The organism is Glaciecola sp. 33A, from assembly GCF_002836745.1.
Taxonomy (GTDB): Bacteria; Pseudomonadota; Gammaproteobacteria; order Enterobacterales; family Alteromonadaceae; genus Glaciecola.
In genome coordinates this window covers 14542-30141 of record NZ_PJAR01000038.1, presented here as the reverse complement: position 1 = coordinate 30141, position 15600 = coordinate 14542, and the positions used below count along the sequence as shown (strand labels likewise).

The following is a 15600-nucleotide window of genomic DNA, read 5'->3' as shown; positions in this document are numbered from 1 at the left end:
ATATCCGAGCGCCGCAGTCTAGTTTTCTTGTTGGGCCTTAACATCATCTTCTCGTTCGGCCTCAGCTTTTTCAGCGGACCATGCACCGGCAGCTTCTACCGCCACTATTGACGAAGTGGGTAGGACACCAATGTAGCTTTCAGTTTCGTCTATTGGAGTCGCTTTTCGCTGTGTCATTCGGTAGAGCGCATAAAGCGCGATGGCACCGAAGGTTGCACCAAGCACCAGCCAAAACGCAAAAGGGCCAAAACGTTGCATCGCCCAACCAGATATCAGGGGTCCTGCAATCGCACCCAGTCCAAAAGTAAAAACAAGCGCTCCTGAGGCCGCCGGCATATCTTCGGACGAAAGAGTATCGTTAGCGTGAGCCAGAAAAAGTGCATAGAGGGGCGTCGTTACCCCACCTGCGAAAAAAGCAGACACCATCAAGAGCAGCAGACCTCCGCTTGTGAACCAGCCAATTGTACACGATATTAGGCCCAGAATGGCCGCCCCAAAGATCAGATTACGGCGATCCATCCGGTCCGAGAGCCAGCCTATAGGATGTTGCAACACCAGTGCCCCAGCAAATAGCATCGCCACAAACATGGAAACCTGTGAGGCCGTCAACCCGATCTGAGTGCCGAAGACCGCACTCATGCCCGATTGCGTCGCAAAGATGCCGCCCAATAAGAATATGCCGACAGTGCCAAGCGGCGAACCACGGAAAAGGTCACGCAAGGACATCGGGCGTGCGACATCGACAACCGGCACTGGAGTAGCGGAAAGAAGGATTGGCGCAAAAGAAATCGATACAAGAATCGATGCACAAATAAACAGCACAGAGGTCCCAGCATCGGCTAACGTCAGAAGGCCTTGCGCCCCTATAATACCAAGAGTCTGCGCGGTCATATAGGCTGACAGCACTTTGCCACGATTCTCATTAGTCGCGGCATTGTTCAGCCAACTCTCGGCGGCGACATAAATGCCCGACATGCAAAAGCCCACGATTAGTCGCAGGAACGTCCAGACCCAAGGTTCGGTAACTAACGGAAAAGCGATTAATCCTGCACTCATAAAGCTGCCAAGCGCCGCGAAGACGCGCACGTGTCCCACCCGTTTGATCATCAGCGGAGAAAGGCGCGCGCCCGCCAAAAAGCCCATGAAATAGCCCGAGGTGACAATGGCTAACTCAGCAGAGGTAAAGCCTTCAATCCCACCGCGCAGACCGATAAGGGTAAAATGCATGCCGTTGCCGAGCATAATTAATAAAATGCCGAGTAAGAGGGGCCAAACCCTATACAATATTTGAATCATGAAACCTCATTTTGGGATCTACGGGGTCAGAATAATCTCACTCCGGTCTCTATCCTATTATGTCAGATCAAACTTTGCCAGCATGCTTTGCTGATCATGTTTAATGCGTTTTAAGTGTTCATTGACTAAGGAATGTTCTTTCGATGAACTAAATGTAAATTTAGTTCGCACTTACCTTGTACTCCAGTTTGCACAATAAGGGTTAAAACTTATCTCAAGAATGCTTGCTGCTTTATCTTCATTACCACTGTAAAAAAATACAAGTAGGCGAATGTTTCTCGTCAACTGGGTTAAGTCGAATTTCGGTGAGGTGTAGGGGCAAACCTCGAGGATTCGATTCCTTCAATTACTGTAATCCCCTGTGATGAATTAACTGCTTACGGCGGCTCACCGCAAATTCCAGCCCCCATAATATGAAACTTTATTGTTGATTTGCATAGCCTGGTAATAACCTTGATAAAAGAATCCCTATATAGCCCAAAAGTCACGAAAATACTTACGACTTTTGGCACATTCGGTCAATCGTAAGTTGGCATATTCTAATTACGTCAACTCACTCAAAGGATAACGACGATGAACTTATTTCAACAACTCACTGTGGGCTCTATTTTAGCTTTATCTGCAACCGCTTTTACCCAAGCAGCAGAAATACAGCTAACCGTTAGCAATATTCAAGTAGTTAAAGGCGCTATTCAAATAGCTATTTTCAATAGCGAAGAAACGTACAATAACGGCCAGCCGGCAGTGACTAAAAGTATTGACGTGACCGCCGACAAACTTGACGTCAGCTTTCCTAACCTAATTGATGGCGAATACGCAATTAAGCTACTCCACGATGAAAATAACAACGGAAAATTAGATACCAACCTTGTTGGTATGCCAACTGAAGGTTATGGCTTTAGCAACAATGGCGGAAGATTTGGCCCCGCCTCATATGCTGATGCTCATTTTGCCGTAGTCGGTGATACACCAATTACCATTAATATTCGTTAAACAGAAAGTTAAGGAGACAACTATGCAACGCCGCACTTTTCTGAAAAATGCTATACAAGCCGGTGCTTATGCTGGCGCCGCATTGACTGTCCCGACGATGGTACAGGCGGCTACATCAAACGCTGATATTGATTGGTCTTTAGGTTGGCAATCGGTAGATGTGGATAGTTTTTCACCCTTGCAAATGAAAACTATCGGCCATATTCCGTCTTCGCTTTCTGGTAACTTATTTCGCAACGGCCCGGCCAAAATGCAGCGTGGCAATCAGCACTATAAGCATTGGTTTGATGGTGACGGAATGGTGCAACAATTTTCGTTTGATGCAGGCAAAGTCTCGCATCAAGGCAAGTTTGTGCAAACCGAAAAGTATGTGGCAGAACAAGCGGCGGGTAAATTTTTATATGCAAGCGCTGGCACGACCTTCGAAAACACCATGCCCACCAGCAACAACGATTCAATAAATACAGCCAACACGGCGCTGCTTGAATGGGACAATGAACTATTAGCCCTATGGGAGGGTGGCTCAGCTTATCGCTTAGACCCAAATTCACTATCAACGAAAGGTGTCAAAACATGGAGTAAAGAAATGCAACACATGCCCTTTTCTGCCCATCCTCTGATTGACCCAACTGATGGCAGTATGTGGAATTTCGGTTTTGCACCCTACGCTGACAAAGGCATGTTGTTTGTTTACCATATTCAACCAAAAGCCGGCATCCAAAAAGTGAAGGCGATCAATTTGCCATTTTCAGGTTATATGCACGATTTTGCCCAAACCCAAGGGTCGCTAATATTTTTAGTGCCTCCGCATCATTTCGCTAATAATAGTGGTCAAACGTTTATCGACAAATTTTTATGGCAGCCTGAAATGGGCTCTAGGTTGTTAATCGTCAGTAAAAACGATTTAAACGACCAGCAGTGGTTTGAGTTGCCTGCTGGGTTTGTGTTTCATTTTGGACATGCTACCGAACAAAATAACGAACTCAGAGTTAACGTGAGCTGGTATGAAGATGCTAGTTTACTGTCTCAAGGCATGACTGAATTAATGGCCACAGGACAGATAGAGAATAGCGAGCATGCTGTTTCGGCGACTATAGTGGCAAATAGGAATACTAAAACGTGCGAATTACTTAAAACAAACGTTGCGATGGAGTTTCCTGGGTTTGATGAAATTGATCTAAGTGCAAATTCAAGCATTTTTGGCGTAGGTCGTAAAACTGTTCGCGCTCTTTTCTCATCAAAAAGTATTTCCCCTCGTCGACATAAAAACACCTTAGTGAGCTACAAGCCGCAGTCGGGTGAACACAAGGAATATGTTTACGATACCGGCGTTTTTGCTGAAGAACCTTTACTGATTAAGCCCAAAGACACGAACGACAGTTGGCTTGTACAAACGTTTTTAGATGTAGTTAACAAGCAAAGTGGAATTAATATTTTTAATGCTGCACATATTGAGGCAGGCCCAATTGGTCAAGCGATCACTGACAGAACCCTTCCATTGGGGTTCCATGGTACTTTTATCGCTTAACAGGTTGATTAATAGCGCTATATAAGCGCTTTAATTTCTGCTTAAGAGGCTAAAGCTGCATTGAGTGTTTGCATATTTCAACCAGTGACTTGAAAGCCTTTAACTTTTCTACAGACTGACAATTGTTTGAGACAGATTAATTGCTATTTGGTGTAAACAGCTTTTAAAGGAAAAAATGTAATTAAACCGCGCAAAGGGATCTGACCCTCTTCTTCGCTTTTTAATTCACATTCCTCCAACCACTCGATGAGTTTGTGACGCAAGGCGGCAAACTCCTTAGGCGAAACACGTCCGGTTAACCTCATTACGATGGGAGAAATATCGTTTTCAAGTTCAGCAATGGTCTGATAGTCGCGTTCTACTATGCCGCGTTTAGGCTGTTTTCGAATAAAAACAAGTAAATCAGCCTCTACTAAAGCTTCAACATGACGATATAACCTAGGCGCTTTTAACGCCATGAGATCGGCAACCTGTTTGGTTGTGCGAGGTTCAACAGAAAACGGCTCCATCAGTTGAAGCTTTAAAGGGTCGTTAAGCAAAGCCGCCTGATCTAAACGTTTAATAATGTGTGTTGGTATTTTTTAAGCACTCAAAAAGTAAGTTGATATTAAATGATAAAAAAGGGGTATTAACGACAGACTAAGAAAATTATTTATGACCACTTACCGTCCAAAGCCCGCATAAAAATCTAAAAGGCTGATAATTTAAATTGCATTCACTATTAATTGCTTTAAATGGAACTTTTAGGCACTGTTGTGTCCATTAGAGAGTTAATTACCTTTTGAGAAGAATGACATGCAACAAAAAAAATATTTCCTCGGAGTAGCAGTCTTAACTATGTTAGTTGGCACTGGATGCTCAAATAAAGCTGCTTATGAATTAATGATGACTAATAAAAAACAAGCTTGTGGGCGCATGGCTGAAGGCCAAGCTAGAGAAGATTGTTTACGAGGTTATGAAAAAACATTTAAAGAATATGAATATCAGCGCAATAGAGTAGTGGGAGATAAAAAAATAGCAGAACCGACATTGCAGCTTCCCACAGAAAAAGACCAAGACGACTCAGGTAATTAGGCTCGCAATACCCATTATAAGCACCCAAGTAGCGAAAAATAGTTTGAGCTTTACAACAGAAAAATAAAGAACGACTCGCTTCGCGATAATGCCACCAACAATGGCACCAGCACCGGCAAATAGAAGCACATGCCAATAAATAGCTTGGGTGACAAACAGGTGGTGAAATATTCCTGACCAAACCGTAAACGCACTGAGTATGACGGCCAAGGCTATAGCTGAAGTTACATTAAAGCCGCGCAAGATGAGGTATACAGCAACCAACTCCCCGACTCCCACCGACAACCATGCAGTAATAATACCGCCAAAAAAAGCAATTACGCTTAGCGATAATACGTCAATCGGTAAAAGATGTTTAGTTAGCTTTCTCCTTTTCAATAGCGGAATCGAGCCATAAATGGCGATAGCCAACAGAATGGAAAATACACCAAAAGCGATATGTAAGGATGTTTGCATTTGCTGTGTATATTCACTTAGACCAAATTGAGCGATAAGGATACCCAATATCGAAAACGGAATAGTAATTAACAGTCCTTTGTTGACATACAACCAGTGAGCACCGTCGTCTGTTACTTTGTTGGTGCTCACATTGTTATCTTTAGTAAGAGACTGTCGGTGGTAATGCCAAGTGAGGGCTCCAGCAGTCATACCGCAGCATTGAATTGCAAAGCTTGTTGCAATAATAGCGCTATTGTGCATATTAATTTGATTGAAAAACGGAACGAAAACGACCCCGCCACCAGCACCTGTTGAATTAGCAAAAATAGCACCCACAATACCTATAAACAAAAAACCAACATAATCAAAAATGATCTGAAAACTGTTAGGTGCGCTAAATATAAGTATGAGCCAGCAAATTGCAAGAGTGACTCTATATGGATGGCTATTAAAAGCCCTTCGAAAAATAGTTAACAATACGACTCGCCAATAATAAAAGAGTGTTAATATATGCTGGAAAAAGAGATAGTCTTAGGCAAACAATTTCATTCAAGCAGTGAAAAATGGTCCAGTTAGAAAGACATGATAATGCAGTTACTATTTTGCTTACACCTAATCGTTCTATTACGTGGGTTCAAGCAAAATGGATTATCGCATTCATGATTGCGGTTGTCATGATAATTGCCATTGCCTGGACATTTGTTGGTGCTTGGATGATTTTGCCCTTTGCTGGCTTAGAAGCAGGTTTGTTTGCATACTTAATGTATAAAGTAACTCGCTTCACGTATTTAAAACAGATAGTGACGTTTACGGAGCAAGAGATCACTATTGAAATGGGTATTGACCGTCAACAATCAGCAGAATCACTTCCTCGCTTTGGTACAGATATTTATTACTCAGAAACCGACCTAAATTGGCACACGCCCAAAATCACATTGCATAATGGCAGGCAACGGGTGCAAATCGGCCAATTTCTAAATGCTGATGATATGGTGCTCCTGCGCAATGAATTAGAGAACTTAGGTCTCCTAATTTGTCGGCAGCATTGGTGGAAGAATAAAGATTAAGCCAGTAATTAATTAAGACCATCGTTTCTCTTATAACAAGGTTGATCTTTTGCTTGTACTCATCGTTTATATTACAAAGAATAGGATAGCTAAACATGAACTTATTTATTGAATCAATTGAAGGCGGAACGTATATTGCTGGGACAGGCGAAACAAAAGTCGACACGTTTTTTTTAGACAAGTATAGTAAAACGCTGTCCTTTCAATGCATAAACAATATTAAGCTGAGAGTCGAAGGACAGAAGTTCGAGAATGTATGGCTGAAGCAGAATACGCCTTATGAAGAAATGTGCGGGCTTGACAGTAGCACAGAAAGTCCTGTCATCAGATTAGATTGGAAATAGATTAACTCACCACCAATTAATTAAAAAATCAACTGGTCAGATGTGATAATAGTGTTAATATCGATAACATGAAATTTATTATTTGAAGCATTATGACTGAGTTTGACATTATCATTGTTGGCGCTGGCTCTGCCGGTGCCGTTCTAGCAAATAGATTATCTGAAAATCCTCAAATGTCTGTGTGCCTGCTTGAAGCCGGCCCAAAAGATACCAATCCAGCGATACATGTTCCTTTTGGTTTAGCCGCTTTAGCTGACATGAAGTCAGTTAATTGGAGTTTTCAAACCCACCAAGAAAGTAATTTGAATGACCGAGAAATGTTTTGGCCTAGAGGCAAAACATTGGGCGGTTCTAGCTCAATTAACGCCATGTGCTATATTCGTGGAGCAGCACAAAATTACAATGACTGGGCTGCGTCTGGTCTGATCGGATGGGCTTGGGATGATGTGCTCCCCTATTTCAAAAAAAGTGAAGATAACACCCGAGGTATATCAGATTTCCACGCTATTGGAGGCTATCAAGGCGTATCAGATCTAAAATATATTAATCCTGTGAGTCATGATTTTGTCGCTTCGTCTGTATCTAACGGGCTTGCTGAATCTGTTGATTTCAACGGCGAATTCCAAGAGGGTGTTGGCATATATCAAGTGACTCAGCGCAATGGCTCACGTTGCAGCGCGGCTAAAGGCTTTTTATCTGACACTATAAAAGCGCGTCCAAACTTACATATTATGACCAATGTTGAAGTTAAAAAAGTTACCTTTGATAATAAAAAAGCCACCGGAATTGAAATTTTTTCGAACCATACGAAGCAACTTTTGTTTGCTAAAAAGCGAGTTATTTTAAGTGCTGGTGCTATTGGGTCTCCTCAAATACTGATGCAATCAGGCATTGGCAATAAGGAACACCTACAATCCTTAGGCATTGAAGTAAAAGCACATTTGCCCGGTGTTGGCCAAAACTTACAAGACCATTTGGATGGCACCATCTTATTTAAAACTCAGGCTCGACGTTCTTATGGTTTGTCTGTGCCGGCATTACTAAAAAATGCATTAGAGCCACTCAACTATTGGCTAAATAAAGAAGGCATGTTTACTTCAAATATTGCTGAAGGTGGGGCCTTCTTAAAATCAGACCCTGAAATGACGTTACCTGATATACAATTACATTTTTTACCCGCTTTACTTGTAGATCATGGTCGCTCAAAACCTTGGGGGCATGGCTTCACGATCCATTTTTGTAACCTTTACCCGAAAAGTAGAGGCGAAGTTTTGCTGAAACAAATCGATGGTGAACTACACGCTGATATTCGTCCAAACTACTTGGCTCACGAAGATGATATAAAACCCTTAGTTGCTGGTTTTAAGTGGTGTAGAAAAATAAGCAACACCTCTCCACTTGGTGATGGTGCGGTAGAATGGACGCCTGGCGAAACGGTGCAAACCGATGAACAAATTATTGATTACTTAAAAAACAACGCTGAGACTGTATATCACCCCGTAGGAACATGCAAAATGGGCGTTGATGAAGATGTATTTGCTGTTGTTGATGTTAATTTAAATGTAAAAGGTATTACCAATTTAATGGTTGTCGATGCCTCTGTAATACCGAATATTATTGGTGGTAACACGAATGCGCCTACAATAATGATCGCGGAAAAGGCAGCCGATCTGCTCAAAGCTAGTTTACAGATAATTGCGTCGCCGAAAAATTCAGCTCTAGCGTAAAATAGTAAAAAGAGACCGTAATAACAACACAGTCCCGTTACTTTTTCTAGCTGACAATTTTCTCTATCTCAGCACTCACGACAGTAACGACTTTTGTGCCGTCAAGTTTGTGATAATGACATAAACCTTCATTTGCGGCTGCTTGATAGTAGTTAACAAGAGGCTTAGTTTGATCGTGGTAAACAGCAAGACGGTCACGCACGGTGGCTTCTTTGTCGTCATCACGTATAATCAGACTGTCACCGGTATCGTCGTCCTTACCATCCGCTTTAGGGGGATTGTAAGTAGTATGATATACACGACCGGAAGCCGGATGGACTCTGCGTCCACTCATACGGTTAACGATAACATCGTCTGGCACGTCAAACTCAATACAATGATCGACCTTAACACCAGCGTCTTTCATTGCGTCAGCTTGCGGAATAGTGCGTGGAAATCCATCTAATAGAAAACCGTTTGCACAGTCTTCTTGTGCAATACGTTCTTTAACTAAACCGATAATAATATGGTCAGAAACCAGTTTTCCAGCGTCCATTACTTTCTTAGCTGCAAGACCCATTTCAGTACCCGCTTTAATAGCTGCACGTAACATGTCGCCAGTAGAAATTTGTGGAATACCAAACTTCCTCATTAAAAACTGAGCCTGTGTTCCTTTTCCGGCACCTGGTGCGCCAAGTAATATGATGCGCATTAAGCATCCTCCAACAAATAATTAAGGTAAATTGTAAACGCGCAAACTTTACAACTTAGGCTCCGAGTTCACAAGTCAAATTATGGTTAAAAATCATAACTTAAGACTAATAGCGGATAATTTTCTCGAACTGTTGAAAAAACGGCCAGCCAACACGACTTGATTTAGTCAATAAATAAAAAAGCGAGCCTAAGCTCGCTTTTACTATCTCAATGTTTTCCTAATAATAAGCCTATACAGGTTTATTAAAAGACACAGTATTAACCACTACTTAGCTAGACTAGCCAACAGACCATTTAAGTTTTTTACAAAAGCAGACGGATCTTTCAAACTGCCCTGCTCAGATAATGATGCCTGATCAAATAACACTTCAGACCACAACTTAAATTGCGCTTCGTCTTGCACGTTAGACATTAATTTAACCAGATGATGTTCTGGATTCAATTCAAAATGATACTTCGTTTCAGGAACAGGTTGACCGGCGGAAGCCATCAACTTGGCCATTTGCGTTGTCATTCCGTTTTCATCTGCAACAATACATGCTGGAGAATCAGTTAGTCGGTGAGTAAATTTAACGTTTTCCACTTTATTGCCAAGTGCTGTTTTAACTCGCTCAATAATTCCTTCAACTTCTTTTTCAGCAGTTTCTTTGGCTTTCTTAGATTCTTCATCATCCAAGTCACTCAAGTCTAGGTTAGCTCCCGCAATAGACTGGAACTGTTTCTCACTAAACTCTGTCAAATGTGACATTAACCATTCATCAATGCGCTCACCCATCAATAAAACTTCGATACCTTTCTTGCGGAAAATTTCTAAATGCGGACTCGTTTTAGCCGCTTGGTAACTATCAGCAGTGACGTAGAAAATTTTCTCTTGGTCTTCTTGCATACGGTCAATATAGTCTTTAAGCGAAACTGATTGTACGCCTGACTCATCTGCCGTTGAAGAGAAACGAAGTAGTGCTGCAATCTTTTCTTTATTGGCGAAGTCTTCAGCTGGACCTTCTTTAACAACATTACCAAATTCAGACCAAAACGCCTGATACTTTTCAACGTCATTTTTAGCCATTTTTTCAAGCATTTGAAGCACACGTTTTGTGCAACCTTGACGAATTGATTGAGTAACTTTGTTATCTTGTAAAAGTTCACGGGATACGTTTAATGGTAAATCGTTTGAGTCCAACAAGCCTTTTACAAAACGTAAATAGGTTGGCATGAATTGCTCTGCATCATCCATAATAAAAACACGTTGAACGTAGAGTTTCAGCCCGTGGGCTTGATCTCTATTCCACATGTCAAATGGCGCTTTAGCTGGAATATACAATAAGCTGGTGTATTCTGTTTTTCCTTCAACGCGGTTATGCGACCACTTAATTGGATCGGCAAAGTCATGCGATACGTGCTTATAAAATTCAATGTATTCTTCGTCACTAAGCTCTGACTTTTCGCGTGTCCACAACGCTGTCGCTTTGTTGACTGATTCCCAAAAACCGGGGACTGCAGGTATTTTCTCGTCGCCTTCACCGTCGCTTTCAGGCACTTCTGCTTTAAACATTTGCACAGGAATATTAATATGATCAGAGTACTTAGTAATAATTGAACGCACTCGCCAATCATCAGCAAACTCTTTTTCATCTTCACGCAAAAATAAGGTAATTTCAGTACCGCGGCTTTCTTTGTCGATTGTGGAAACTGAAAACTCGCCTTCACCAGCAGACTCCCAGCGCACACCTTCCGACTTATCCGCACCTGCAGCTCGGCTCTTAACAATTACTTTTTCAGCAACAATAAACGAAGAGTAAAAGCCAACACCGAACTGACCGATCAATTGAGAATCTTTGGTCTGATCGCCAGATAATTTACTAAAAAAATCGGCTGTTCCAGACTTGGCAATAGTGCCTAAGTTAGCAATAGCTTCTTCTTTGTTCATACCAATTCCATTATCGGATATGGTTAGCGTACCAGCCTCTTTATTCACGCTAATTCTAACGTTGAGATCAGGGTCATTCTCATACAAGCTGCCGTCAGAAAGGCCCTTAAAACGAAGCTTATCAGCAGCATCGGCAGCGTTTGATACAAGCTCTCTTAAAAATATTTCTTTATTCGAATAAAGTGAGTGGATCATCAGTTGAAGCAATTGTTTTACTTCGGTTTGAAATCCGTGGGTTTCTTGTTTGACGGTCTCAGCCATAGCCAAGTATCTCCTACTTTGTTTTCTGTTATGTGAAGCCAAGTGGCACAAAACACCGTTCTATTAATAAAAAATGCAGAACGCCACCATAAAATTCGTCGATTGAAGAAAGATGTAAGGACACAAAGGGGCATTTTCAAGGGAAAAACGAAATGAAGCCAAAAATAATTTGGTTTTTATCAGTATTTATACGCCATAGGTCAGCTTATACTGGCCTTCTTCCGGCAAAGGCATGACTTATGGTATTTCCATCGATATATTCTAATTCACCACCGACAGGAACACCATGCGCAATACGGGTCGCTTTTATGTCCTTTTCTCTGCATATTTGCCCAATATAATGGGCTGTTGCCTCGCCTTCTACCGTTGGATTGGTGGCGAGAATAACTTCTTGAATAGATTCCCTATCCAATAATTGGGCTAATTCAGTCAAACCAATTTCAGCAGGACCAATACCATCAATAGGGGACAAATGACCCATTAATACAAAGTACTTGCCTTTGTATTCTGAGGTTTGTTCTACCGCTAATACATCTTGAGGTGATTCGACAATACAAAGCTGGCCCGTTTCGCTGCGCATTGGATTTGCACATATTTTACACAGCCGTGCCTCTGTAAAAGTGCGGCAATGTTCGCAATGTGAGACATGTTCCATGGCGTCGTGTAACACTTTACTTAAGGTCATTGCGCCATCACGGTTTCTTTCCAACAATGTAAACGCCATACGCTGAGCGCTTTTTGCACCAACGCCTGGCAGGCATCTCAAGGCTGTAATCAATTCGTTAATAAGAGGACTAAATGACATGTATAAAACTTCTTAAATAATAAAATTAAATAATACCATGAAGTCATGGATTTGTTGAATTGCGCAAGCAAGATTTTATCCATCAACAGCTAACACAAAAAGCACACTTAATAGCTCATAGTTTACTATTGAGGAATACCTTGAGTTGGGGGATTTTACGAATGCTGATGTTGAGGATTTTAGTGGTGTTTAAGCATGATAGATTTCAGGCCAAATGTCGGTGTACCTCAAAATAGAAAAGCCGATTAAAGCAATGTGCCTAGGTGCTAGCACTGCACTCAAAATCAGCTTTTTGATTTTGGTTATGTTGAAAAACTAAAACGGCATCTTAAAGCCAGGCGGTAAATCCATCCCACCTGTAAGAGAACCCATTTTTTCTTGGCTCATTTCTGCAACACGACGAACAGCATCATTTGTTGCCGCGGCCACCAAGTCCTCAATCATTTCTTTATCATCTTGCATTAGCGACGCGTCAATATCTACTCGTCTCACATTGTGATTACAAGACATTGTCACCTTCACTAAGCCTGCACCTGACTCGCCAGTTACTTCTAAAGTAGCAAGCTCATCTTGTGCCTTTTTCATTTTTTCCTGCATTTGCTGGGCTTGTTTCATCATATTACCCATGCCGCCTTTAAACATTGTCATCTCCTGATTATTTTAGACAGAATTATAAATCTACTCTGTGGATATTTATCATTAAGGGCCCGTTGTTATCTTGGTTTTATAGAACCTTCGATAACTCGCCCCTCAAACGCTTTTAACAATTCTTGAATTGAATCATTCGTTGCCACAACATTATGAGCATGTTGATGTCGTATTAACGATATCTGTTGTTGTATTTGAAAAGGTGTTTCGTCAACCTCGCCATATTGCACTTCAAAGGCAACTGGTTTTTGATAGAAGACACTTAACGCCTCGATGATAGATGTACGATGCTGCTCTTCATCTAGATGCCGATTACGTTCTTCAATACGAATAATAAACTGTTCACCGTGTTGTACTAGATTAGATTGTAGCAAAAGTTGTTTATTCAACCCACCAACACCAAGCTCTTCAATAAAATCACTCCATTTATTTATTTGTTTCGCTCTTAAAAGTTTGTCGCCATTTTTTAAATAAGGCGCAATTTGTGGATGAGTTACTTTAACATTACTTAGATCATTTACGCCGTGACCAAACATAGCTGCAATTTCATCTGCTGTATCTAAAAATTGTTTTTCAGAGAGGCTATCCACCTCATCATCGTAAACCTGTGTTGTGCTAACGTCAGTTTGTTCATAAGTGGCTATTTGCTGGCTATCAGCTGGGTCCTCAAAGAACGCTGCGCTTTGTGTTTTTTCAATAACGTTAGTCGTTGGCATATCAAAAGAATGATGACTAGACTTCTGCGCTTCAGCGTTCTGTTGTTCAGGCTCAACTGATGTGTGTTTTTGAACGTCTGCTACAGGTATTATAGCTACTTTCTCAAAAGGAGCATCATCCGCATCATCAAAATTAATATCGTCTTCGTCTTTCGCATATACTGGATCTGATGGAAGCTCAAAATCCGGAGTAGTAAATTGCTCTACAACTGGACCAGGTCCCTTAAGCGCTGGTGAAGTCTCATTATCCCAAGGTGGAGTTTCGCCTTCAATCAGTGGATTTCGAACTAGCTTACTTTCACGTTCGCCTGCACTTTTGTTTTGCGAGGACTCAGGTAAACCATCATTAGTGACGAATATTGAATTTTCCTGCTTCATTAGGCGGTCAAACAACGACAGTGTGCTGCTCTCAACTTCTACGTTCGCTTCTTCTTCCGGTTCTTCGTTTTCAAGTAATTCATGCAGTGCAAGTAGGTCCGAAGTCGTGGTTAGATTGTCTTGTGTAGTTTCTTCCCCCGTTGCATCGGCGCTTAGGATATGCAGCGTTGAATCTGTCACTTCTGTTGTCAACAAACTAGTCGCATTTTGACGCTGTGTTTGCGCCTCATCATGTAATTCATGAAACTCATCAAACATCGATTGTTCTGCATCTTCGTCGACAAAAGACATATTAAAAATATCTTGTTCAACTTGTTCAACTTGTTCAACTTGTTCAACTTGTTCAACTTGTTCAACTTGTTCAACTTGTTCAACTTGTTCAACTTGTTCAACTTGTTCAACTAATAACGTATTTTTGCTCGGGTCTATGTCAAGTGTTTGTGCAGTAATTTCAGGTTTTACTTCAACTATACTTGCTTCTTTATGTTGTGTTAGTGCTTCAGAAACCTGAGTAATATTAGGCTCGGTAGTAATGACAGGATCCGTTTCAACTAAGTCAGCTGTTTTTTTTTCTGCTATAGCGTCGCTGTGTGCACTTTCTAAATCAAGCTCAACTGTTTGCGCGGGACTGAATGCGAGCATCCGCAATACGGTCATTTGCAGCCCTGTAAATGCATCTGGCGCGAAAGGTAAGTCCTTCTTACCTTGCAACACTAATTGATATAATAGCTGGATATGCTCAGCAGATACCGACTTGGATAATTGGTAAACAGCTCGTGCACTCACAGTTTCAATTTTACAAATATCAGGCACGATTTGAGTTAACGACACTTGATGCAACAAACTTAAGAGTTCTGATAGCACTTGTGAAAAGTCTGGCGCATGCACACAAATTTCATCTAGCTGTTTGAGCGCTTCCTGACTGTCTTTTTCAATCACGGCTTTGACCAAACGTAAGACTTGGTTTTTGTCTAGGAGGCCTAACATGTCCGTGACTATTTGCGACGTTATTTGGTTATTTCCCTGAGCGATAGCTTGATCAGTTAAGCTCAATGCATCACGCATACTGCCTTGTGCTGCCCTTGCTAAATGCGATAAAGCGATGGGATCAGATGGAATACTTTCTTGCGTTAAAATATGCTCGAGTTGTTTTTGAATTTGCTCTCTGGACAACGCTTTAAGACTAAACTGTAAGCACCTTGATAAAATAGTGACAGGTAGCTTTTGCGGATCAGTTGTGGCCAATAAAAACTTTACGTGAGGAGGCGGCTCTTCTAATGTTTTCAACAGTGCGTTGAAGCTATGTTTTGAGAGCATATGCACTTCATCTATCAAATACACCTTAAAGCGCCCACGAGTAGGCTTATATTGCACATTATCAAGTAATTCGCGAGTGTCCTCTACTTTGGTTCTCGACGCTGCATCAATTTCAAGTAAATCAACAAAGCGACCTTCGTCAATATCTCTGCAGGCATCACACGTGCCGCATGGTGTTGCACTTTGACCTGTTTCACAGTTTAGGCTTTTTGAAAATATGCGAGCGATGGTGGTTTTACCAACGCCTCTTGTGCCAGTAAACAGATATGCATGGTGCAATTTGTCGTTATCAAGTGCATTGGAAATGGCACTAACAACATGCTCCTGGCCTACTAGCTCAGCAAATTTTTGTGGTCGCCACTTCCTTGCTAATACTTGATAGCTCATA

Annotated in this window: 14 protein-coding genes; 6 read left to right on the top strand and 8 right to left on the bottom strand. The window is 41.5% G+C overall.

What is annotated here, in order from left to right; translation table 11 throughout:
- Window positions 1-18 precede the first annotated feature (18 nt).
- On the bottom strand, window positions 19-1296 hold the full coding sequence (locus CXF81_RS08965) for an MFS transporter (RefSeq protein ID WP_101181033.1): 1278 nt from the start codon (window positions 1294-1296) through the stop codon (window positions 19-21).
- A 573-nt stretch (window positions 1297-1869) separates the two neighbouring features.
- Here CXF81_RS08965 and CXF81_RS08960 point away from each other — a divergent pair.
- On the top strand, window positions 1870-2289 hold the full coding sequence (locus CXF81_RS08960) for a DUF2141 domain-containing protein (protein ID WP_101181032.1): 420 nt from the start codon (window positions 1870-1872) through the stop codon (window positions 2287-2289).
- A gap of 22 nt (window positions 2290-2311) precedes the next feature.
- Window positions 2312-3817, top strand: coding sequence for a carotenoid oxygenase family protein (locus tag CXF81_RS08955; protein WP_101181031.1), 1506 nt, complete (start codon window positions 2312-2314; stop codon window positions 3815-3817).
- A gap of 143 nt (window positions 3818-3960) precedes the next feature.
- Here the strand turns inward: CXF81_RS08955 and CXF81_RS08950 are convergent, their stop codons facing one another.
- Window positions 3961-4356, bottom strand: coding sequence for a hypothetical protein (locus CXF81_RS08950; RefSeq protein ID WP_157825537.1), 396 nt, complete (start codon window positions 4354-4356; stop codon window positions 3961-3963).
- A gap of 256 nt (window positions 4357-4612) precedes the next feature.
- Between CXF81_RS08950 and CXF81_RS08945 the strand changes: the two genes are divergently transcribed.
- Entirely contained in the window at window positions 4613-4891 is a 279-nt protein-coding gene (locus CXF81_RS08945; RefSeq protein ID WP_101181029.1) for a hypothetical protein, read from the top strand.
- On the opposite strand, the gene CXF81_RS08940 is transcribed toward CXF81_RS08945, so the two are convergent.
- Entirely contained in the window at window positions 4880-5806 is a 927-nt protein-coding gene (locus CXF81_RS08940) for a sulfite exporter TauE/SafE family protein (protein ID WP_101181028.1), read from the bottom strand. The genes CXF81_RS08945 and CXF81_RS08940 overlap by 12 nt on opposite strands.
- Before the next feature lie 86 nt (window positions 5807-5892).
- Here CXF81_RS08940 and CXF81_RS08935 point away from each other — a divergent pair, with 86 nt between their 5' ends.
- The 3 genes from CXF81_RS08935 to CXF81_RS08925 all read left to right on the top strand — a co-directional run bounded on the left by CXF81_RS08935 (window position 5893) and on the right by CXF81_RS08925 (window position 8467).
- Entirely contained in the window at window positions 5893-6396 is a 504-nt protein-coding gene (locus CXF81_RS08935) for a DUF2244 domain-containing protein (RefSeq protein ID WP_101181027.1), read from the top strand.
- A 95-nt stretch (window positions 6397-6491) separates the two neighbouring features.
- Window positions 6492-6740 (top strand): DUF6482 family protein, encoded by a 249-nt coding sequence (locus tag CXF81_RS08930; RefSeq protein ID WP_101181026.1) that lies wholly within the window; start codon window positions 6492-6494, stop codon window positions 6738-6740.
- Between the two features lie 92 nt (window positions 6741-6832).
- On the top strand, window positions 6833-8467 hold the full coding sequence (locus CXF81_RS08925; RefSeq protein WP_101181025.1) for a GMC family oxidoreductase: 1635 nt from the start codon (window positions 6833-6835) through the stop codon (window positions 8465-8467).
- A gap of 46 nt (window positions 8468-8513) precedes the next feature.
- Here CXF81_RS08925 and adk read toward each other — a convergent pair whose 3' ends face one another.
- The 5 genes from adk to dnaX all read right to left on the bottom strand — a co-directional run bounded on the left by adk (window position 8514) and on the right by dnaX (window position 15599).
- Window positions 8514-9158 (bottom strand): adenylate kinase, encoded by a 645-nt coding sequence (adk, locus tag CXF81_RS08920; protein WP_101181024.1) that lies wholly within the window; start codon window positions 9156-9158, stop codon window positions 8514-8516.
- Window positions 9159-9425: 267 nt separating this feature from the next.
- Window positions 9426-11348 carry a molecular chaperone HtpG gene (gene htpG, locus CXF81_RS08915; protein WP_101181023.1) on the bottom strand — a complete coding sequence of 641 codons (1923 nt, stop codon included), beginning with the start codon at window positions 11346-11348 and terminating at the stop codon, window positions 9426-9428.
- Between the two features lie 205 nt (window positions 11349-11553).
- A complete protein-coding gene (gene recR, locus CXF81_RS08910) occupies window positions 11554-12153 on the bottom strand; it encodes a recombination mediator RecR (RefSeq protein WP_101181022.1) in 600 nt (199 codons plus the stop codon).
- Between the two features lie 315 nt (window positions 12154-12468).
- Window positions 12469-12795 (bottom strand): YbaB/EbfC family nucleoid-associated protein, encoded by a 327-nt coding sequence (locus CXF81_RS08905; RefSeq protein ID WP_101181021.1) that lies wholly within the window; start codon window positions 12793-12795, stop codon window positions 12469-12471.
- Window positions 12796-12866: 71 nt separating this feature from the next.
- The gene (gene dnaX / locus CXF81_RS08900) at window positions 12867-15599 is read right to left on the bottom strand and encodes a DNA polymerase III subunit gamma/tau (protein ID WP_101181020.1); all 2733 of its coding nucleotides are present in this window, start codon (window positions 15597-15599) and stop codon (window positions 12867-12869) included.
- Window position 15600 lies beyond the last annotated feature (1 nt).